Annotated in this window: 21 protein-coding genes; all 21 read left to right on the forward strand. The window is 65.0% G+C overall.

Annotated features, from left to right (window positions below; translation table 11 throughout):
* The 21 genes from fliI to FJ951_RS03620 all read left to right on the forward strand — a co-directional run bounded on the left by fliI (position 1) and on the right by FJ951_RS03620 (position 18,733).
* Positions 1–1,398, forward strand: a complete 1,398-nt coding sequence (gene fliI, locus FJ951_RS03520) for a flagellar protein export ATPase FliI (RefSeq protein ID WP_140513634.1) — start codon at positions 1–3, stop codon at positions 1,396–1,398.
* A complete protein-coding gene (locus tag FJ951_RS03525) occupies positions 1,379–2,038 on the forward strand; it encodes a hypothetical protein (protein ID WP_140513635.1) in 660 nt (219 codons plus the stop codon). The genes fliI and FJ951_RS03525 overlap by 20 nt, the downstream gene beginning before the upstream one ends.
* 86 nt (positions 2,039–2,124) lie before the next feature.
* The gene (gene flgB / locus FJ951_RS03530) at positions 2,125–2,505 is read left to right on the forward strand and encodes a flagellar basal body rod protein FlgB (RefSeq protein ID WP_140496212.1); all 381 of its coding nucleotides are present in this window, start codon (positions 2,125–2,127) and stop codon (positions 2,503–2,505) included.
* Positions 2,506–2,507: 2 nt separating this feature from the next.
* On the forward strand, positions 2,508–2,924 hold the full coding sequence (gene flgC, locus FJ951_RS03535) for a flagellar basal body rod protein FlgC (RefSeq protein WP_140496213.1): 417 nt from the start codon (positions 2,508–2,510) through the stop codon (positions 2,922–2,924).
* Positions 2,921–3,244 carry a flagellar hook-basal body complex protein FliE gene (locus FJ951_RS03540; protein WP_181168599.1) on the forward strand — a complete coding sequence of 108 codons (324 nt, stop codon included), beginning with the start codon at positions 2,921–2,923 and terminating at the stop codon, positions 3,242–3,244. Before flgC ends, FJ951_RS03540 begins: the two co-directional genes overlap by 4 nt.
* An 11-nt stretch (positions 3,245–3,255) precedes the next feature.
* On the forward strand, positions 3,256–4,044 hold the full coding sequence (gene flgG / locus FJ951_RS03545) for a flagellar basal-body rod protein FlgG (RefSeq protein ID WP_140513636.1): 789 nt from the start codon (positions 3,256–3,258) through the stop codon (positions 4,042–4,044).
* A gap of 5 nt (positions 4,045–4,049) precedes the next feature.
* Positions 4,050–4,574: a flagellar basal body P-ring formation chaperone FlgA gene (flgA, locus tag FJ951_RS03550; protein ID WP_140496215.1), complete on the forward strand. Its 525-nt coding sequence runs from the start codon at positions 4,050–4,052 to the stop codon at positions 4,572–4,574.
* Positions 4,571–5,812 carry a flagellar basal body P-ring protein FlgI gene (locus FJ951_RS03555; protein WP_140513637.1) on the forward strand — a complete coding sequence of 414 codons (1,242 nt, stop codon included), beginning with the start codon at positions 4,571–4,573 and terminating at the stop codon, positions 5,810–5,812. Before flgA ends, FJ951_RS03555 begins: the two co-directional genes overlap by 4 nt.
* A 3-nt stretch (positions 5,813–5,815) precedes the next feature.
* On the forward strand, positions 5,816–6,394 hold the full coding sequence (locus FJ951_RS03560; RefSeq protein ID WP_181167714.1) for a MotE family protein: 579 nt from the start codon (positions 5,816–5,818) through the stop codon (positions 6,392–6,394).
* Complete coding sequence (gene flgH, locus FJ951_RS03565) at positions 6,391–7,095, forward strand: flagellar basal body L-ring protein FlgH (protein WP_140513639.1); 705 nt, start codon at positions 6,391–6,393, stop codon at positions 7,093–7,095. The genes FJ951_RS03560 and flgH overlap by 4 nt, the downstream gene beginning before the upstream one ends.
* A gap of 21 nt (positions 7,096–7,116) precedes the next feature.
* The gene (locus FJ951_RS03570) at positions 7,117–7,611 is read left to right on the forward strand and encodes a flagellar basal body-associated FliL family protein (protein ID WP_140496219.1); all 495 of its coding nucleotides are present in this window, start codon (positions 7,117–7,119) and stop codon (positions 7,609–7,611) included.
* Positions 7,608–8,339, forward strand: coding sequence for a flagellar type III secretion system pore protein FliP (gene fliP, locus FJ951_RS03575; protein WP_140513640.1), 732 nt, complete (start codon positions 7,608–7,610; stop codon positions 8,337–8,339). Before FJ951_RS03570 ends, fliP begins: the two co-directional genes overlap by 4 nt.
* 214 nt (positions 8,340–8,553) lie before the next feature.
* Positions 8,554–9,552, forward strand: a complete 999-nt coding sequence (locus tag FJ951_RS03580; RefSeq protein ID WP_140496221.1) for a flagellin — start codon at positions 8,554–8,556, stop codon at positions 9,550–9,552.
* Positions 9,553–9,815: 263 nt separating this feature from the next.
* Positions 9,816–10,880 (forward strand): flagellin, encoded by a 1,065-nt coding sequence (locus FJ951_RS03585; protein WP_140513641.1) that lies wholly within the window; start codon positions 9,816–9,818, stop codon positions 10,878–10,880.
* Between the two features lie 124 nt (positions 10,881–11,004).
* The gene (gene fliF, locus FJ951_RS03590; RefSeq protein ID WP_140513642.1) at positions 11,005–12,654 is read left to right on the forward strand and encodes a flagellar basal-body MS-ring/collar protein FliF; all 1,650 of its coding nucleotides are present in this window, start codon (positions 11,005–11,007) and stop codon (positions 12,652–12,654) included.
* 3 nt (positions 12,655–12,657) lie between these two features.
* Entirely contained in the window at positions 12,658–13,278 is a 621-nt protein-coding gene (locus FJ951_RS03595; protein WP_140513643.1) for a hypothetical protein, read from the forward strand.
* The gene (locus tag FJ951_RS03600; protein ID WP_140513644.1) at positions 13,275–14,600 is read left to right on the forward strand and encodes a MotB family protein; all 1,326 of its coding nucleotides are present in this window, start codon (positions 13,275–13,277) and stop codon (positions 14,598–14,600) included. Before FJ951_RS03595 ends, FJ951_RS03600 begins: the two co-directional genes overlap by 4 nt.
* Positions 14,597–15,961, forward strand: coding sequence for a chemotaxis protein MotC (locus FJ951_RS03605; RefSeq protein ID WP_140513645.1), 1,365 nt, complete (start codon positions 14,597–14,599; stop codon positions 15,959–15,961). Before FJ951_RS03600 ends, FJ951_RS03605 begins: the two co-directional genes overlap by 4 nt.
* Positions 15,958–17,325 (forward strand): flagellar hook-length control protein FliK, encoded by a 1,368-nt coding sequence (locus tag FJ951_RS03610; RefSeq protein WP_140513646.1) that lies wholly within the window; start codon positions 15,958–15,960, stop codon positions 17,323–17,325. Before FJ951_RS03605 ends, FJ951_RS03610 begins: the two co-directional genes overlap by 4 nt.
* Positions 17,255–17,842: a transglycosylase SLT domain-containing protein gene (locus FJ951_RS03615; RefSeq protein ID WP_181167718.1), complete on the forward strand. Its 588-nt coding sequence runs from the start codon at positions 17,255–17,257 to the stop codon at positions 17,840–17,842. The genes FJ951_RS03610 and FJ951_RS03615 overlap by 71 nt, the downstream gene beginning before the upstream one ends.
* Before the next feature lie 222 nt (positions 17,843–18,064).
* Positions 18,065–18,733: a response regulator transcription factor gene (locus FJ951_RS03620; protein WP_140496228.1), complete on the forward strand. Its 669-nt coding sequence runs from the start codon at positions 18,065–18,067 to the stop codon at positions 18,731–18,733.
* Positions 18,734–18,775 lie beyond the last annotated feature (42 nt).

Below are 18,775 nucleotides of genomic sequence, written 5' to 3' on the forward strand. Positions count from 1 at the left end.
ATGTCGCTCGACCAGCCAACCCTGCGCGCACCCGAAAGACTGCCCCAGCCAACGCCGGAAGACCGGCTTGCCGCGCTGGAGCGGATATGGCGGCGCTTCAGCGATGCCGAGGGACTGCTCAAACGCGGCGGCCTCGTCACCGAAGTCACATCGACGCATTACAAGGTGCGCGGCCTTTCGGATTTCGCCAGGCTGGGCGATCTTGTCGAACAGCGCGGCCATGCCGGCACGCGCCGCGGCGAGATCGTCAAGATCAGCCGCGACGAGATTGTCGTGGCCCCCTTCGAACGCAGTGCCGATGCCGGCATAGGCGACGCCGTTTTCCGTCGCGGTCCGCTCGCCGTGGCGCCGCATGCCTCGTGGCGCGGCCGCACGATCGACGCGCTCACCCGGGCGATCGACGGTGGCCCGCCATTGATCAGGGGCGACGGCATGTCCGGGGCCGCCACGCCCGGCGCCATGGCGCGCCAGCGCGTCGGCACCGCCTTCATGACCGGGGTCAAGATCATCGACATTTTCACGCCGCTCTGTTTCGGCCAGCGCATGGGCGTCTTTGCCGGTTCCGGTGTCGGCAAGTCGACGCTGCTGGCCATGCTCGCCGGCGCAGACGCCTTCGACACCGTGGTCGTGGCGCTGATCGGCGAACGCGGCCGCGAGGTCCGCGAATTCCTCGAGGACACGATCGGCGACAGCATGGCCAAGACCGTAGCCGTCGTCGCCACCAGCGACGAAAGCGCCATGATGCGCCGGCGGGCGCCGGACACCGCGATGCGTGTCGCCGAACATTTTCGCGACCAGGGCCACCGCGTGCTTCTGGTGCTGGATTCGATCACCCGCTTTGCCCACGCCCTGCGCGAAGTGGCGACGGGAACGGGTGAGCCGCCGGTCGCGCGCGGCTATCCCGCTTCGGTTTTCACCGAGCTGCCGAAGCTGCTCGAACGCGCCGGGCCGGGAGTGGAAGGGAAAGGATCGATCACCGCGATCATTTCCGTGCTGGTCGACGGCGACGACCACAACGATCCAGTGGCCGATTCCGTGCGCGGCATCCTTGACGGCCATGTCGTGCTCGACCGCGCGATCGCCGAACAGGGCCGCTATCCGCCGGTCAATCCGCTGTCGTCCATATCACGCCTGGCCGGCAAGGCCTGGAGCGTCGAGCAGCGCGCGCTGGTGACGCGGCTGAAGTCGATGATCTCCCGCTTCGAGGACACGCGCGACATCCGCCTGCTCGGCGCCTACCAGGGCGGCGCCGACGTGGAACTCGATATGGCGGTGCGCCAGGTACCCCTGATCTACGAAGCGCTGATGCAATCGCCGAAGGACCGCCCGTCCGCTGATCCGTTCTCCGATCTCGCCCGCCATCTCAAGGGAAAGCAGAATGCCGAACAAGGGGACTGAGCTCCAGCATACCGAGCGTATCCTGCGCGAAATGATCGCTGAGGCGAAAGCCGAAGAAGAGATCGAAGCCAGCCGCAACTCGGCCATGGACGGGCTCTTCGCCGCGCCGCAATGGCCGCAGCCGCCCAAGACCGCGTTTCCCAGGCTGGGCAAGAAGGTCGGCCGGCGCAGCGATTTCGTCATCGCCGCGCTCGGCATCACGCTCGGCCTGATCTGCGCGCTGTTCCCCTGGTATATCTTCTTCAATCAGGAACAGTTCGGCGTCCAGGCAATCAAGTTCGGCGGCACCGGCACCAATTCTGGACGCGAGGGCGGCGGCGTGGTTGCCGAGCGCAGCGCGCCGCTGACGGCCAAGGACGTTCCGAATGCCAATATCGACCTGCTTGCCACCGGAACCGTGCAGGACGATCCCAGCGCCGCCCCGGCACCAGATGACCAGCCCTTTCCGGCCGACGTCACCAAATTCCGCATGGTCCACGTCGCCAATGGCCGCGCCATGATCGAGGACGACACCGGGCTGTGGATGGTCCAGCGCGGCTCGATACTGCCGGATTCCAACAAGGTGTCGTCGATCGAGCAACGCAACGGCAAATGGGTGATGGTCACCAGCGCCAACCAGGTGATCGAGCTTTCCAGATAAGTTCGCCGCGCTTGCCGGTTGCGTCCGCCCGCAAGGTCCGCGCAAGACTGGCGGCCTAGTCTTTGGGCACACGCCCGGAGATTCCCATGGAGCCCGTTTCTCTTTTCGATCTCGCCGCCAAGCAGGCGCAATGGCTGGCCGTGCGTCAGTCGGCGGTCGCCGGCAACATCGCCAACGCCAACACGCCGGGCTATACGGCAAACGATGTCGAGCCGTTCGAAAAGGTGCTCGACCGCGCGGCGGTGTCGTTGCAGACGACACAGGCCGGACACCTCGGCAGCGCCGCGACCAATGCCGGTTTCGCGATCAAGCCACAGGAAGACGACGGCGTCGTCATGCCGTCAAAAAACACCGTCGTGCTCGAGGACCAGCTTCTCAAGGCCGGTGAGGTGCGCCGCTCCTTCGAGCTCAACACGGCAATCGTCAAGGCATTCCATTCGATGATGATGATGGCGGTGAAGAGCTGACCATGGACGCGCTCACAGCAGCCCTCAAAGTAGCAGCCTCCGGCCTCGGCGCCCAGTCGGAGCGGCTGCGCGTAGTTTCCGAAAACCTCGCCAATGCCCAGTCGACCGGCACCACCCCCGGCTCCGACCCCTATCGCCGCAAGACCATCAGCTTCGTCTCGGAGCTCGACCGGACCACTGGCAGCTCAACGGTCGAAGTGAACTCGATCGACCGCGATCCCAGCGATTTTCCCGTGGAATTCCAGCCCGGCAACGAGGCCGCCGACGACAAGGGCTACGTCAAGATGCCCAACGTCAACGTGCTGATCGAAATGGCCGACATGACCGAGGCCAACCGCTCCTACGAGGCTAACCTGCAAGTCGTGAAGCAGGCGCGCGATCTCATTTCAATGACCATCGACCTGATGAGGAACCAATGATCGTGAACGGCATCGGCGCGCTAAACCTGAAGCCTGGACTTGGCGACACGGCGACTGAGCTGCTTCAGGGCGGCGTTGCGCCCGCGACCGCAGGCAACCTCGGCACCTCCTTCGCCGAGGCGCTGAGCCAGGCGGCCACAAAGACCGTCAACACGTTGCAGAACGCCGAGCAGGTCTCGGTCCAGGCGCTTAAGGGCGACGCCGACACCCGTCAGGTCGTCGATGCCGTGATGAGCGCCCAGCAGGCGCTGCAGACCGCCGTCGCCATCCGCGACAAGGTGGTCTCGGCCTATCTCGAAGTCAGCCGCATGGGCATCTGAGGAGTTCGGCCATGAAAGCACTCGCCATCGCCGCCACCGGCATGAACGCCCAGCAGACCAATCTGGAAGTCATCGCCAACAATATCGCCAACATCAACACCACCGGCTACAAGCGGGCGCGGGCCGAATTCTCCGACCTGCTCTACCAGGTCGACCGCACGCAAGGCGTGCCCAACCGCTCCAACGCTTCGCTGGTGCCGGAGGGCGTCTCGATCGGCCTCGGCGTCAAGACCACCGCCGTGCGCAACGTCCACACCCAGGGCGAACTGACCAGCACCGGCAACAGTTTCGACATGGCGCTCACCGGCAGGGGCTGGTTCCAGATCGAAGGCGCCGATGGCGGCACGCTCTATACCCGCGCCGGCGCCTTCAACACCAACGCCACAGGCCAGCTGGTGACGGTGGACGGCGCCAGCGTCATTCCAGCGATCAACGTCCCGGTCGACGCCGTCGAGGTCATCGTCAACAAGACGGGCCAGGTCTTCGCCCGCATCGACGGCCAGACCGATCTGCAGAATCTCGGCCAGCTCCAGATCGTCAACTTCGCCAACGAAGCGGGACTGGCGCCGCTCGGCGACAATCTGTTCCAGGAAACCACCGCTTCCGGCCCCGCCAATGCCGGCGTGCCGGGCGATCCCGGCTTTGCCACCATCCAGCAAGGCTATCTCGAGGCCTCCAACGTCGACCCGGTCAAGGAAATCACCGAACTGATCTCGGCGCAGCGCGCTTATGAGATGAATTCCAAGGTCATCCAGGCCGCCGACGACATGGCCTCGGTCGTCTCCAAGAACATCAGGTAACGACAATGGCCGGTCCGGTCTCCTGCTCCGCGTTCCGCCGCACCGCGCTCGTCCTTGCGCTGGTGACCGGCGGCATGCCGGCTTTCGCGCAGGACGCGGCCAACCGGTCGGCAACGCAGATCGCCAGCAGCCAGCCTGCCGGCGAGGTCGTGCTGATCCCAAACCGGGTCATTTATCCCGGCGAGACCATCGAGCTCGCGGCCCTCAAGCAGGTGACCCTCATCCCCGGCAAGCACAAGCCCGACGCGGTGGCGACCCTTGCCGAGGAACTCCAGGGCAAGATCGCCAAGCGCACGCTGCTGCCCGGCCGCTACATCCCCGCCGCCGCCATTCGCGACGCCTGGCTGGTCGAGCAGGGCGCAGCCGTGCAGGTCTTCTTCATCGCCGGCGGACTGACGATATCGGCCACCGCCGTGACCTTGCAGCCAGGCTCGGCCGGCGATCTCATCAAGGTTCGCAACAGCGACAGCGGCAAGATTCTCTCCGGCACGGTGATGGCCGACGGAACCATCCAGGTCAGCGCTTCATGATGCGTCCGCTTGCTCTTCTGCTTGCGGCCGCGCTCGGCCTGCAGCCTGCCTTGGCCGACGGCCTCACGCCCAAGGCCAAGCGCGAACTCGCCGCCAGGAATGGCGGCGTCTATGACGATCCTGAATATGATCCGGCCACCACCACGCGCATGTTCCGCGTCTCGCCCGGGCCAAGCTCGCTGCCGCCGGGCCAGGTCGCCTCGCGCATCAAGGACATCGCGCAGCTGCAGAGTTCGCGCGACAACCAGCTCGTCGGCTACGGCCTGGTCATCGGCCTCGCCGGATCGGGCGACAGCTTGCGCAACTCGCCGTTCACCGAACAGTCGATCCGCGCCATGCTGGAGAATCTCGGCATCGCCACCGAAGGCGGCAGAGCGCGCGCCAAGAACGTCGCCGCCGTCATCGTCACCGCCAACATGCCGCCCTACGTGCAGTCGGGCGCGCGCATCGACATCGATGTCTCCTCGATGGGCGACGCCACCTCGCTCGCAGGCGGCACGCTGATCATGACGCCGCTGAAGGCGGCGGACGGTGAGATCTATGCTGTCGGCCAGGGCGCGGTCATCGTTTCGGGCTTCACCGCCCAGGGTCAGGCCGAGCAGCTGACGCAAGGCGTGCCGACAGCCGGCCGCGTGCCAAACGGCGCCATCGTCGAACGCGCGGTGAAGGCCGAGTTCGACGATCAGTCGACACTGACGCTGCAACTGCGCAATCCCGATTTCTCGACCGCCATCCGCATCGCCGACGCGATCAACGACTACACCAGCCAGCGCTTCGGCATGCGCGTGGCGGCCGAGCGCGATTCCCGCACCGTGCAGATCAGGCGGCCGAAAAGCGTCTCGGCGGCCCGCTTCTACGCCGAGATCGAAAACCTCGTGGTCGAATCCGACACGCCGGCGCGCGTGGTCATCGACGAACGCACGGGTACCATCGTCATCGGCAACGACGTCAAGATCTCGCGCGTGGCCATCAGCCACGGCACGCTGACGGTGCGCATCACCGAAGCGCCGCGCGTCGTGCAGCCCGAACCATTCTCCAAGGGCGAAACCGCCGTCGAGCCGTTCACCGCCATCGACGCCAGCCGGCCCGACGCGCGCGTCGCCGTGCTCGACGGCCCGGACCTGCAAACCCTTGTTTCCGGCCTCAACCGCCTCGGCGTGAAGCCCGACGGCATCATTGCCATCCTGCAAGGCATCAAGTCGGCCGGCGCCCTGCAAGCCGATCTGGTTCTCCAATAGGCGATGCCGATGATCTTCTTCCCCTCATTCCATCAAGGATGCCGCCCCGCCGCGATCCTGTTCGCGGCCTGCGCTCTGGCGGCCTTTTCCAGCGGCGTGCATGCCGAGGAAGCCGTCCGCCAGGTCCTGCCGGGGGCGCCGCCCGCACCCGCGCCGCAGCTGTTGGCCCGGGAGAAGGCTCCCGACCAAAGCGAGATCGAGCGCTTCTGCTCCAACATAGCCGACGCCGCCCGCGACCGCCGCTACGTGTTGCAGGCGGAGGAGTTGAAACAGCTCCAGGCCGGCATCGACCAACGCATGAAGGCACTGGACGAAAAGCGGGCCGAATACGAGACCTGGCTGAAGCGGCGCGAGGTGTTCCTAGCCCGGGCCGAGGACAGCGTCGTCAAGATCTATGCCGGCATGAAGCCCGACGCGGCGGCCGAGCGCCTGGCCATCGTCAATGCCGATCTCGCCGCGGCCATCCTGATGAAGCTGGATTCGCGCAAGGCCGGCGTCATCCTCAACGAAATGGACCAGAAGGCGGCGGCGACGCTCACCGGCATCATGGCCAGCGCAGCCCGAAGGGTAGATCCGTCATGATCCGCAGAACGCTCATCCTGTGCGCGGTCGCAGCTTTGTCCGGCTGCGGCACCAATCTCAAGGAGATCGGCAGGGAGCCTTCACTGTCGCCGGTCGGTTCCGGCATCGGCAGTGAAGGAGCTTCGCCCTACAGCTATCCTGAGCCGCCTGCCGCGCCGGTCAAGAAATTCTCGCTGTGGGACGATCGCCAGAGCCGGCTGTTCACCGACCCCAGGGCGTTGCGCGAAGGCGACATTCTCACCGTCAGGATCAAGCTCAACGACAAGGCCAACTTCAAGAACCAGAACGACAGGAGCCGCACCGCCTCGCGCAAGCTGGGTTACGACGTCACGCTCGGATGGGAAGACAAGAGCACGAGCGGCAAGGGCGACGCCGGCCTGAGCTCCAGCACCGAAACCAATGCGGACGGCGAGATCAAGCGCTCGGAGAACCTGGAGCTCAACGTCGCTGCCGTCGTCACCGAAGTCCTGCCCAATGGCAATTTGATGATCAGGGGCTCGCAGGAAGTGCGTGTCAATTATGAGCTCAGGGTGCTTACCATCGCAGGCATGGTGCGCCCGTCGGATATCGGCGCGGAGAACACCATCTCCTATGAACGCATCGCCGAGGCGCGCATCTCCTATGGCGGCCGCGGCCGCGTCAGCGAGGTCCAGCAGCCGGCCTACGGCCAGCAGATCCTCGACCAGGTTCTTCCGTTCTAGGGCATTGGAGACCGCAGCAGCGTGGCCAGCGTCGAACAGGTTCCGTCTCGCAAGGGTCCTTCCCTTGCCGTCCAGGGCGCCATGCTGCTCCTGGTGACGGCTGCCGCCATCGGCATGGGCTGGCTGTCCGGCGGCTATCTCAAGGGTGTGGGGGCACCGGCATCGGTACCCGTCGCGCCGGAAAACGAGGGCAAGGTGCCCAAGCCCGCCGACGCGCAAGAGCCCGGCACGGGACCGTCACTCGTCGCGCTGGCGCCGATCACCACCAACATCGCCTCGCCCGCCGAGACCTGGATCAGGATGGAAGTGTCGGTGGTCTACGACGCGCCGCAGCCGCCGGCAATGTCGGATGAGATCCATCAGGATCTTCTGGCCTTCGTGCGCACCCTGAAGATGCACCAGATAGAAGGCGCCAGCGGCTATCAGCACCTGAAGGCCGATATCGAGGAGCGCGCCTCGATCCGCAGCCAGGGGCATGCCAAGCAGGTACTCATCAGGACGTTGCTGCTCGAATGAAGAAATTTCTTCTTGCCGCGGCGCTGCTCGGCGCCGCCACATCGATCGCGACGGCCCAGCAACTGGACCTCGGCGGCATCGGCAAGGCCGACGGCACCACCGTCGGCTACATCATCCAGATGTTCGGCCTGCTCACCGTGCTTTCGGTGGCGCCGGGCCTGCTGATCATGGTGACAAGCTTCACCCGTTTCGTCATCGCCTTCTCGATCCTGCGTGCCGGCATCGGCCTGCAGTCGACGCCGGCGAACCTTATCCTCATTTCGCTGTCGCTGTTCATGACCTTCTATGTCATGGCACCGACCTTCGACCAGGCCTGGAATACCGGCGTCAAGCCGCTGATGGACAACCAGATCAGCCAAACCGAGGCTTTCGAGAAGATTTCCGATCCCTTCCGCACCTTCATGCTGCACAATGTGCGCGACAAGGACTTCGACCTGTTCGCCGACCTCGCGCGCGAACGCGGCCAGACCGTTGCGAAGGAAACCGTCGACCTGCGCATCCTGGTGCCCGCCTTCATGATCTCCGAGATCAGGCGCGGCTTCGAGATCGGCTTCCTGATCGTGCTGCCGTTCCTGGTCATCGACCTGATCGTCGCCACCATCACCATGGCGATGGGCATGATGATGCTGCCGCCGACGGTGGTGTCGCTGCCGTTCAAGATCCTGTTCTTCGTGCTGATCGACGGCTGGAACCTGCTTGTCGGCAGCCTGGTGCGCTCCTTCAACTGATCGCGCCCGGCGCCGAACCGCGCCCTCCCGTTTTTCTCGACAATATTTTTCGATTAACCGTCCGGTTTAGTCCTTTGGTAGGGACTTGCCGCCATATTCCCCGCAGATGGCGGGTGATCGGGTCTCAGACAGATCATTGGCATGATGCCGCTCCGTCATACCGGCCAATCCGGTATGTCAAAAAACACCTGTAAAAAGTAAGGTACGAGTAGACATGGCCAGTATCATGACCAATGCCTCGGCGCTGACCGCGCTGCAGAGCTTGAACGCCACCAACAAGAACCTCGAAACCACCCAGGCCCGCATCTCGACGGGCTATCGCGTTTCCCAGGCTTCGGACAACGCCGCTTACTGGTCGATCGCCACCACGATGCGTTCCGACAACCAGCAGATGTCGACCGTTTCGGACGCGCTCGGCCTCGGCGCCTCGAAGGTCGATACCGCTTACACCGGCATGAACAGCGCGATCGACACCATCAACCAGATCAAGACCAAGCTGACCGCCTCTTACGGCCAGACGGATGCCGACAAGGAAAAGACCCAGACCGAAATCGCCGCCCTTCAGAAGCAGCTGAAGGCCTATGCCGACGGCGCCAGCTTCTCCGGCACCAACATGCTGTCCGTGGACAGCGGCACGGGCACGTCCGTGGCGGACATCAAGATCGTTTCGGCCTTCAACCGTGACGCTTCCGGCGCGGTATCGATCTCGACGATCGACGTCAACGTGGAAAGCACCAAGCTGTACGAGGCGGGTACCACGGCCGGCACCGCGAAGGGCATCCTCGACGCCGCGCGTCTGGGCACCGACGGCAGCGTCACCGCCACGGCGGCTACTCCGGCTGCTGGTGCTACCGTTGCGGCCGGCGACACCTATTCGGTCGCCAGCCTGAAGATCTTCGACTCCGCAACGGGCAAAGGCTTCAGCGACGACCAGATCTCGGGGATGATGAACGTCGTCGACGCCGCGCTCAAGGACATGACGAACGCCGCCACCACGCTCGGCGCCGCCAAGAGCAGCATCGACCTGCAGAAGACCTTCACGCAGAGCCTGATGGACTCCATCGACCGCGGCGTTGGCCAGCTCGTCGATGCCGACATGAACAAGGAATCGACCCGCCTCCAGGCCCTGCAGGTTCAGCAGCAGCTCGGCATCCAGGCGCTGTCGATCGCCAACGGTTCGTCGCAGTCGATCCTGTCGCTCTTCCGCGGCTGATCGCCTTCACCATCCACGAACAGCACCAAGATATCGGGCCGCGCCAAAAGCGCGGCCCGATTGCGTTTGCTCCAGCCCCGCGCAATCCTCGTTCCTTAACTGTCGAAAGCTGACTTTTAACAGGGCGTTAACCATATCGCGCTAGCTATGGTTAACCAATAGCTTACGACAGGTTGTCGAATCGGCCCGACCGGCACGATCGCAGCCGATGGGCAGGCCGACCAGGCCTGTGGGCATGCCGGCTTAGAGAAGGAGCGAGTTTCTTGGCGAGCATCATGACGAACGCTGCGGCGTTGACTGCACTTCAAAGCCTCAACGCCACCAACAAGTCGCTCGAGCAGACACAGGCCCGCGTCTCGACGGGCTATCGCGTCTCCGAGGCCTCCGACAACGCGGCCTACTGGTCGATCGCCACCACCATGCGCTCCGACAACCAGGCGCTCTCGACCGTGCAGGATGCGCTCGGCCTCGGCGCGTCGAAGGTCGACACCGCCTATACCGGCATGAACAATGTGCTGGACACGATCGGCAAGATCAAAACCAAGCTGCTTTCGACCGTCGGCCAGACGGATGCCGCCAAGGCAAAGACGCAGACCGAAATCACGGCGCTTCAGGCGCAGATGAAATCCTTTGCCGACGCCGCCACCTTCTCCGGTTCGAATTTCCTGTCGGTGATCTCCAAGCAGGTGTCGGCCGCCAATGACGGCGTCCAGCCCGACTCCAAGATCGTGTCCTCGTTCAACCGCACCTCGTCCGGCGCCGTCCAACTCGGGACGATTGACATCGATGTCGAGAGCACCAAGCTTTTCGATTCCGGTCTCGCCGGCGAGGTCAAGAACCAGGGCATTCTCGACCGCAAGACATCGGTCTATTCGACCGCGGCCGCGCAGACCCTGTATGACACCGCCTATGCGGCATCGATCGCGGGTGGATCAACGGATATCGCAGCCAACACCGCCGGCCAGACCGCGGCTGGGGCGGTTACCAAGGTCGACAATATTTCCGCCTACAATCTCGACATCACTGCGGCAGGCGTGACCGACGACATCATCACCCAGATGATCACCAAGATCGACAACGTCATGAGCCAGCTGACCGATTCCGCCACCATCCTCGGTTCGGCCAAGAGCAGCATCGACCTGCAGAAGACCTTCACGCAGAGCCTGATGGACTCCATCGACCGCGGTGTCGGCCAGCTCGTCGACGCCGACATGAACAAGGAATCGACCCGCCTTCAGGCGCTCCAGGTGCAGCAGCAGCTTGGCATCCAGTCGCTGTCGATCGCCAACAGTTCCTCGCAGTCGATCCTGTCGCTGTTCAAGAGCTGACCGCTCACTCGACGTCTTCACCTCAAGGTTGACGGGCCGCGCGCCGAGCGCGGCCCGATTTCATTTTCGCACAAGCTTCGAGGGCTAGTGTTCCAGCGGACAGTCATGCTGGGAGTAGTCGACCGTGCCGGAACAGATCCAGAGCATCATCGCGAATCTCCGCGGGTTTGGCGTGAAGCGCCTGGCCATGCTGGCGGGCATCGCCGCATTGGTGATGAGCGTCATCGGTGTCGCTTCCGTCTATCTCAACCGTCCGGCCTACGACACGCTCTATGTCGGGCTCGACCGCGCCGACGTGAACCAGATCGGCCTCGTGCTGGGCGAGGCCGGCATCGGCTTCGACGTCGGCTCCGACGGGACCTCGGTCCTGGTCCCGGCCGGCACCACCGCGCAGGCGCGCATGCTCTTGGCCGAAAAGGGCCTGCCGACCAGCGCCAATGCCGGCTATGAACTGTTCGACAATGTCGGCTCGCTCGGCCTGACCTCCTTCATGCAGCAGATCACGCGAGTGCGCGCGCTGGAGGGCGAGATATCGCGCACCATCCAGTCGATCGCGGGCGTCAAGGCTGCGCGCGTCCATATCGTCATGTCCGAGCGTGCCAATTTCCGCCGCGATGAGCAGCAGCCCTCCGCGTCGGTCGTCATCCGCTACGCCGGCATCGACGCCGAGAAAAGCGCCATGTCGATCCGCCATCTCGTCGCCGCCGCCGTTCCCGGCCTGTCGGCCGACAAGGTGACGGTGCTCGATTCCAACGGCAATCTGCTCGCGGCGGGAGATGATCCCTCCAACACAAGTGCCGCCCGCACGCTTGGCGTCGAGCAGACCGTCGAGGCGCAGATCGGCGACAACATCCGGCGCGCCCTCAGCCCATATCTCGGCCCGGACAATTTCCGCGCCAGCGTCAAGGCCGACGTCAACACCGATACCCGCCAGACCGAGGAGACGATCTTCGATCCGGAGTCGCGCGTCGAGCGTTCGGTGCAGTCGGTGCGCGCCAACGAGAACAACAACCAGAAGCAGGCCTCGACGCCGGCCAGCGTCGAGCAGAACCTGCCCGAGACGCAGACGACCGCCACCGAGGGTCCGCAATCCTCCTCGCAGAACGACCGCAGGGAAGAGATCACCAACTACGAGATCAACTCCAAGAAGATCGCCACCGTCTCTAACGGCTACAGCGTCACGAAGATGTCCATCGCCGTGGTCGTCAACCAGGATCGGCTGAAGGCGATCCTGGGCAAGGACGCCACGCCCGAACAGATCGCCAAGCGCGTCGCCGACATCCAGAAGATGGTGACCTCTGCCACCGGCTTCGACGACAAGCGCGGCGATGTCATCGACGTCTCGGCGGTCGAGTTCATCGACGGGCTCGACGGCGAGGCGGTCCCGCAGGCCGGAATGCTCGATTCCGTCGGCCAGCATGCCGGCACGCTGATCAATGCCGGCGCCTTCATCGTCGTGGTGTTCCTGGTGGCCTTCTTCGGCCTGCGCCCGATGGCGGCGGCCCTGACAGCAAAGGCGACGCCGTCCATAGCCGGTCCCAATTTCGACGAGGTCCAGCGCTCGCTGCCGACGCCGGAGGGCACGGCTTCCGCCGAAGCCGGCTCGGCCGTCGGCGCCTTGCCGGGCGTGCGGGCCGGCTCCACGCCGCTCGACGACCTGCGCCAGAAGATCAGGCCCGCGCCGCAGGAGCGGCTTGCCCGCATGGTCGACCTCAACGAGGAGCGCACAGCGCAGATCCTGCGCAAATGGGCGGCCCAGGAAGTTGCGGTGTAGTCCATGCCTTCCCTAGCCCTTTTCGATCTCCTGCCGGATTTCGGCCCGCGCCCGCAACGTGTCAGCCAGCCGAGGGCCGCCGCAGAGCACGAGCCGGAAGCAGCCGTGCCTCAAGCCGATATCGGCACGCTGATCGCCGAAGCGGTCGCCCAGGCGGAGGCAGCGCTTGGCGAGCGGCTTGCGGCTGCCCACGAAGCAGCGATGGACGCTGAACGCCGGGCGAATGCCGAGGAAGCGAAGGCCTTTCTCGAGAGCTTCGGCGGCGATGTCGGCGAGGCGGTCTCGCTGCGCATTGATGCCATGGAGGCGCGCGTGACGGACCTCGTCGCCGCCACGGTCGCCCGCATCATCGGCGGCATCGTCAGTGATGACCTGCAAAAGCGCTCGCTTGAAGCGCTTGCCGGTGCGGTCCGCGAAGCGGTCGGCGATGGCGAAGCGGTGCGCATAGTCGTTCGCGGCCCGCTTTCCCTTTTCGAAGCGCTGAAGGCGTCGCTCGGAGCGCGCGCCGCCAATCTCGACTTCATCGAAGCTCCCGGCTTCGATCTCACGGTCTCCATCGACGAAGCGGTGTTCGAGACGCGCATGGCCGAATGGTCGGCAACGCTCTCTCAGGTGTTGGCATGAGCGTCGCCGATGCCGATCAGGCCAGGCACGAGATCATTATCGTGCGTCGCGGCCATGACGACCACGAGGAGGGCCATCACGGTGGCGTCTGGAAGATCGCCTTCGCCGACTTCATGACGGCCATGATGTGCTTCTTCCTGGTCATGTGGCTGATCAACGCCGCCAACGAACAGACCAAGGCGGCGGTCGCCAGCTATTTCAATCCGGTCAAGCTGGTCGACCGCACCTCGAGCCGCAAGGGCCTGGAGGATCTCGGCGACGGTCCGCGCGCCATCGGGCTGACCGCCGACAATCCGGAAGAGGCGGCCACCAAGGCCGGACAGGATGGAGCTGGCGGCGCGGGTTCATCCGATCCCAAAAAGGAAAAGCAGGAGCCGCAGCAGTCGGAGCAGTCCGACGAACACCTGTTCGCCGATCCCTACGCGGTGCTTTCGGAAATCGCCACCAACACCGGCATCATGCAGAACGTCAGCCAGAAGGGCGATGGCGGCGCGCAGAGTGCCGGCCCGGCAACGGGCGCTTCCGGCGGCGCCTCCTATCGCGATCCGTTCGAGCCTGATTTCTGGTCTCAGCAGGTGGCCTCGCCGGGCGCCGAGGCCAGCGCGCAGCGCGCCAGGATCGAAGGTGATCCGGTGAAGCCCGGCGACAAGGCCGCCGAGGCGCAGGTCGCCAAGGTCAAGGCCGTGCCGCCTGCGCCGCCGGTCATCGCGGCGCCTCTGGCAAAGGACGGCAAGCCCGCAACGGCAATCGCCGAGGCCACCGATGCGAAAGCCGGCACCGCCGGACCCGCAGACGCCAAGGTTGCCGCCGCCCAGGAGGCGGCCAAGCCCGATGCCGGCGAAAAGAAGCCGGGCGCGGCCGCGCTCAAGGCTGCGGCCGATGTCAGGCAGCAGCTGGCCGATGCCTTCAAACCTGGCGACAAGTTGCATGATGGGGTTTCCGTCGAAGCCACCGACAAGGGCGTCGTCATTTCGATCACCGACCAGCTCGACTTCGGCATGTTCGAGGTCGGGTCGGCGATGCCGCGCCGCGAACTGGTGCTGGCGATGGAAAAGATCGGCCGCATCGTCAACAGCCAGAAGGGCACGATCAGCATCAACGGCCACACCGACGCGCGGCCGTTCCGCAGCGCCGGCTACGACAATTGGCGGCTGTCGACGGCGCGCGCGCATTCGGCGTACTACATGCTGGTGCGCGGCGGCGTCGACGAGCGCCGCATCACCGAAGTCGCCGGCTTCGCCGACCGCCAGCCGAAGGACCCCGCCGATCCGCTGTCGGCGGTGAACCGCCGCATCGAGATACTGATGGCGACCGGCGGATGAGGCGGGCGGTCTTCACCAGCCGCTTGATGGGCCTTTTGCTGTTGGCCGGCCAGCCTACGGCCGCCCTCGCGCAGGATTCGTTGCAGCCCTATCAGCTGGTGCGCTCGTTACAGCTTATTCAGGACCGTATCGCCGTCGGCGACCACGCCGCGCTGCCGATGCAGTCCAAGCTGCTGGAGATGATCGATACGCGCTTGCGCGAGGCGGACAAGGACGATTTCAAGGATCCGAAGAATTTTCGCGCGCTGCTGGTCTACGGCATGAGCGGCGGCAACTCGGTGACCGTCGAGGCGGCCGTGTCGCGCGCCACCGCCGATGCGCGGGATCTAGCCCTTGCCAGGGGCGTCATCGATTACCTGAACGGCCGCCCCGGCGAGGCCATCGAAGCCTTGAAGCCGGTCGATCCGATGGCGCAGCCCAGCGACCTCGGCGCCTTCCTTGCCCTGGTCAAGGGTTCGCTGCTCGCCAGCGACCAGCCGGCCGCGGCGCTGGTGCTGCTCGACGAGGCGAAATTGCTCGGCCCCGGGACACTGGTCGAGGAGGCGGCATTGCGCCGCTCGGTCGGCATTGCGGTCGCGCAGCGCGACGCGGCGCGCTTTGCGCTTGCCTCCACACAATATGTCGAGCGCTATCTCTATTCGCCCTATGCCAGCCAGTTCGCCGACTCCTTCGTCTCGGGCGTGATTGAGCTGCACATGTCGATCAGCCAGGACAAATTGGCCGATATCACCTCGATGATGGATCCCGAGCGCGAGAAGGTCATTTATCTGCGCATCGCCCGCCGCGCCGCGATCGACGGCCTGAACGAACTGTCCGCCTTCGCCTCGGCGCGGGCCGAGCAAGGCCGCGACGGCAACACCAATCAGGGCGATCCGCGCGCCCTGCTCTACTCAAGCCTGTCCACCGTGACATCGGGTACCATCGAGGACGTGCGCGCCAAGCTGGGCAAGATCGACCGCAGCCGGCTGTCGGACGGCGACCGCGCGCTGCTCGACGCCGCCGAGGCCATCGCCGGCGAAGTGGTGGCGCCGCCCGCTTCCCTTCCGACCGCCAGCCCGGCACCTGCCGAGGTCATGCCATCGCACGAGCCCGAGCCTGCCGCCGCGCAGACGGCCGACGCCGCCGGATTGCCGCCCGTCGAGGGTGCTGTGTCCGAACGGCCGGCCGTCGCGCCATCCGGCGATACAGTGGCAGTTGCGCCGAACGCGCCGGCTCCGGGCGATGCGGCAACTGTCCTGCCGGCATCGGCGCCGGCGGCCGCGGCCAGCACCGACACGTCAGACCCAACCGATGCCGCCATGGTCAAAACCCGTCGACAGCTCGACCTGATCGACCAGATGCTTGGAGCCGCTCCGAAATGACCCCCAGCCTCGGTCCGGCGCTGCCGGGAATCACCACCGCGCGCACGACGGCGGAACAGCCGGCGGCGACCGGAAAAAATGACGACACGGGTTTCGGCAAGATGCTCGACGACAAGGCCGGCCCGGCCCACCCGGACAAGCATCCGGCAGCCGGGGCCGGATCGCGCGATGAGCGCTGGAGCAGGCTTGCCGCCGGTCCTGCCGGGCAGAAGGACGAGCCACTGCCGGCTGGCAAGGCAAGGATCCCATCCAGCGGAATGCCGGCCACGAAAACGGCCAGGGACGACAAGACCGCCGAGCCGGACAAGGACTCCGATGGCGCAGCGGCCGCGACAGGTGCGACGCCGCTCGAAGACCATCTGCCGTTGCTGATCGCGTTGCATGACCTGCGCCATTTCTCGACATCGGCCAGACCGGCCGATACGAACGAAACCGGACAGGAACCGGCGCTCGACGGGCAGCTCCTGCCGAAGGCCTACCGGCCGAAATCCGCCGCCGGGCATGACGATCTCGACCCGATCTCGAAGCCCGAGCGGACATCGCTCGTGGATGGGTCGCTGACCAAGCTCGATGGCCAGACCGTCCACGACGCCGCCGGCAGGCCAAAACGCGACAATGCGATCGCGGCCGGGCCACTGCCCCAGACAGCGCCGGCCGAAGTGCCGGACCTGGATCCGAAGCAGGCGGCACCGCAGCTGAAATCCATGGCCGATGTTCAGTCCTCGTTGCGGCACGAGCCCGGAAAACAACTGTCGGCGGCAGGGCGCATCGACGTGGTTTCCGAGCGCAGCTTCCCTGCCCCGCCGCAGGCGCCGATGAGCCAGGCCGCCCTCAACGTGATCGGCGCCATAACAGCCGATGGCGGCCCGAAAACGACGCTTTCGACACACTCCGCAACTGCGCAACTGACAGGCCCTGTTGCCGCCGCGACACATGTGTTGAAGATCGAACTTCATCCGGCCGAGCTTGGCATGGTCACCGCCAATCTTCGCCTCTCCGGAGAACAACTTTCGATTGAGTTAAAGCCTCAAACACATGACGCCTACCACCGGCTGTCCTCTGATAGCGATGCCATCGTCAAGTCCCTGCGCGGACTCGGCTTCGAGGTTGACAAGGTCACGATACTACAACCTTCGGTAGCGGCCCCCGCAACGACCCGCACTGATGCGACCGCATCCTTGCAGACGGCGGCGGGCCGCGACCAGTCGTCCTTTCAACCCGGGAATTCCGGCGGCGGCAACAGCGGCGCCGGCGGCCAGCAACCGGGCCAGCGATCCGCCGGAAGACACAATGATGACGCGCAAGCACACGGCCGCCCCGCTTCGCCTTCTCGCGAGCGCGCTGGCGGCGATATCTTTATCTAGTCTTGCGAGCGCCGCCGCTGCCGCCGCCAATGCTTGCGAACCGGAGATCCTGCGCGCCGCCGACCGCTACGGCGTGCCGGCTGGCATCCTCTATGCCGTCGGCTTGACCGAGACCGGCAAGAAGGGCAGCTTGCAGCCCAACGCATTGAATATAGAAGGAAAAGCGGTCTTCCCGACAAGCCGCGCCGAAGCTCTTGCCACCTTCGCCAATGCCCGACGCGAAGGCAAGACGCTGATTGATCTCGGCTGCATGCAAATCAATCACCACTACCACGGCGCGCATTTTCGCAGCGTCGAGGACATGCTAGATCCGCGTCAGAATGTCGACTATGCGGCGCGTTTCCTGGCCAGCCTTCATGCCCGTCACGTGACCTGGTCGATGGCTGTCGCCCGCTATCACGCGGGGCCCGACAACGACCCGGCGCAGAAGGTCTATGTCTGCCGCGTGATATCAAACATGGTGGCCACAGGCTTCGGCAAATGGACCGGCAACGCTCGCACGTTCTGCAATCCATGAGTGTATTGTTGCATCTCATGCAATCGGTCGCAAAGTCTCGGCGTTGCGCTTCGACTTGGCCGGGACTTGGAGCACCAAGCATATCTCACCCCATGCTAATGCAACCGATGCGATTCCGGACTCCCAAGAAACTAGTTACAAGAAATGACGGTTGTTCAGGATTCCTGCCAGCGGATACGGCTTTCCCCACGGGGCAGATGAGCTGATTCGGAGGCGGGGCCGATGATCGTTATCGTTGACGAGCGAGAGCTCGTGACAGACGGATACAATTCACTTTTTGACCGCGAGGGCATCGCCTGCGCGGGCTTCGCTTCCGGCGAATTCGGCGAGTGGGTGAACTCGGCCGCCGATGCCGATCTGCGCTCGGTCCGGGCCTTCCTCATCGGCGACTGCCGCGAAGGCGCGATCTCTCCGCGCCAGATCCGCGACCGCACCGGAGCCCCGGTGATTGCTCTCAGCGAGCAGCATTCGCTGGAGAACACGTTGCGGCTGTTCGAGAGCGGTGTCGATGACGTCATCCGCAAGCCGGTCCATATCCGCGAGATCCTGGCTCGCATAACAGCCATCCGCCGCCGCGCCAACGAAGATGCCGCCTTTACCGAGATCGGCGCCATGCGCATCTTCATGGATGGCCGCGACCCTGAAATCAATGGCCAGCCGCTTCCCTTGCCGCGCCGTGAGCGCCGCATTCTCGAATATCTGGCAAGCAATCGCGGCCGCCGCGTCACCAAGACCCAAGTATTCAACGCCATCTACGGCATCTTCGACGAAGAGGTCGAGGAGAACGTGGTGGAAAGCCACATCAGCAAGCTGCGCAAGAAGCTGCGCGAGAAGCTGGGCACCGATCCGATCGATTCCAAGCGCTTCCTCGGCTACCGGCTGGTGTTCTGATGCACCGCCGCGCCAGCCTCGCGCAAGACAGGACGCGTAGCC

Source organism: Mesorhizobium sp. B2-2-3 (assembly GCF_006442405.1).
In the GTDB taxonomy this organism is placed as follows: domain Bacteria; phylum Pseudomonadota; class Alphaproteobacteria; order Rhizobiales; family Rhizobiaceae; genus Mesorhizobium.

Bases quoted from the DNA above. Each gene is read 5' to 3' on its own strand.
- flgH (WP_140513639.1), top strand. From the start codon at position 6,391: ATGATCCGCAGAACGCTCATCCTGTGCGCGGTCGCAGCTTTGTCCGGC.
- fliP (WP_140513640.1), top strand. From the start codon at position 7,608: ATGAAGAAATTTCTTCTTGCCGCGGCGCTGCTCGGCGCCGCCACATCG.
- FJ951_RS03620 (WP_140496228.1), top strand. From the start codon at position 18,065: ATGATCGTTATCGTTGACGAGCGAGAGCTCGTGACAGACGGATACAAT.
- FJ951_RS03610 (WP_140513646.1), top strand. From the start codon at position 15,958: ATGACCCCCAGCCTCGGTCCGGCGCTGCCGGGAATCACCACCGCGCGC.
- FJ951_RS03580 (WP_140496221.1), top strand. From the start codon at position 8,554: ATGGCCAGTATCATGACCAATGCCTCGGCGCTGACCGCGCTGCAGAGC.
- flgA (WP_140496215.1), top strand. From the start codon at position 4,050: ATGGCCGGTCCGGTCTCCTGCTCCGCGTTCCGCCGCACCGCGCTCGTC.
- FJ951_RS03615 (WP_181167718.1), top strand. From the start codon at position 17,255: ATGACGCGCAAGCACACGGCCGCCCCGCTTCGCCTTCTCGCGAGCGCG.
- flgG (WP_140513636.1), top strand. From the start codon at position 3,256: ATGAAAGCACTCGCCATCGCCGCCACCGGCATGAACGCCCAGCAGACC.
- FJ951_RS03605 (WP_140513645.1), top strand. From the start codon at position 14,597: ATGAGGCGGGCGGTCTTCACCAGCCGCTTGATGGGCCTTTTGCTGTTG.
- fliI (WP_140513634.1), top strand. From the start codon at position 1: ATGTCGCTCGACCAGCCAACCCTGCGCGCACCCGAAAGACTGCCCCAG.
- FJ951_RS03595 (WP_140513643.1), top strand. From the start codon at position 12,658: ATGCCTTCCCTAGCCCTTTTCGATCTCCTGCCGGATTTCGGCCCGCGC.
- FJ951_RS03600 (WP_140513644.1), top strand. From the start codon at position 13,275: ATGAGCGTCGCCGATGCCGATCAGGCCAGGCACGAGATCATTATCGTG.
- flgC (WP_140496213.1), top strand. From the start codon at position 2,508: ATGGACGCGCTCACAGCAGCCCTCAAAGTAGCAGCCTCCGGCCTCGGC.
- FJ951_RS03560 (WP_181167714.1), top strand. From the start codon at position 5,816: ATGCCGATGATCTTCTTCCCCTCATTCCATCAAGGATGCCGCCCCGCC.
- FJ951_RS03525 (WP_140513635.1), top strand. From the start codon at position 1,379: ATGCCGAACAAGGGGACTGAGCTCCAGCATACCGAGCGTATCCTGCGC.
- FJ951_RS03540 (WP_181168599.1), top strand. From the start codon at position 2,921: ATGATCGTGAACGGCATCGGCGCGCTAAACCTGAAGCCTGGACTTGGC.
- FJ951_RS03555 (WP_140513637.1), top strand. From the start codon at position 4,571: ATGATGCGTCCGCTTGCTCTTCTGCTTGCGGCCGCGCTCGGCCTGCAG.
- flgB (WP_140496212.1), top strand. From the start codon at position 2,125: ATGGAGCCCGTTTCTCTTTTCGATCTCGCCGCCAAGCAGGCGCAATGG.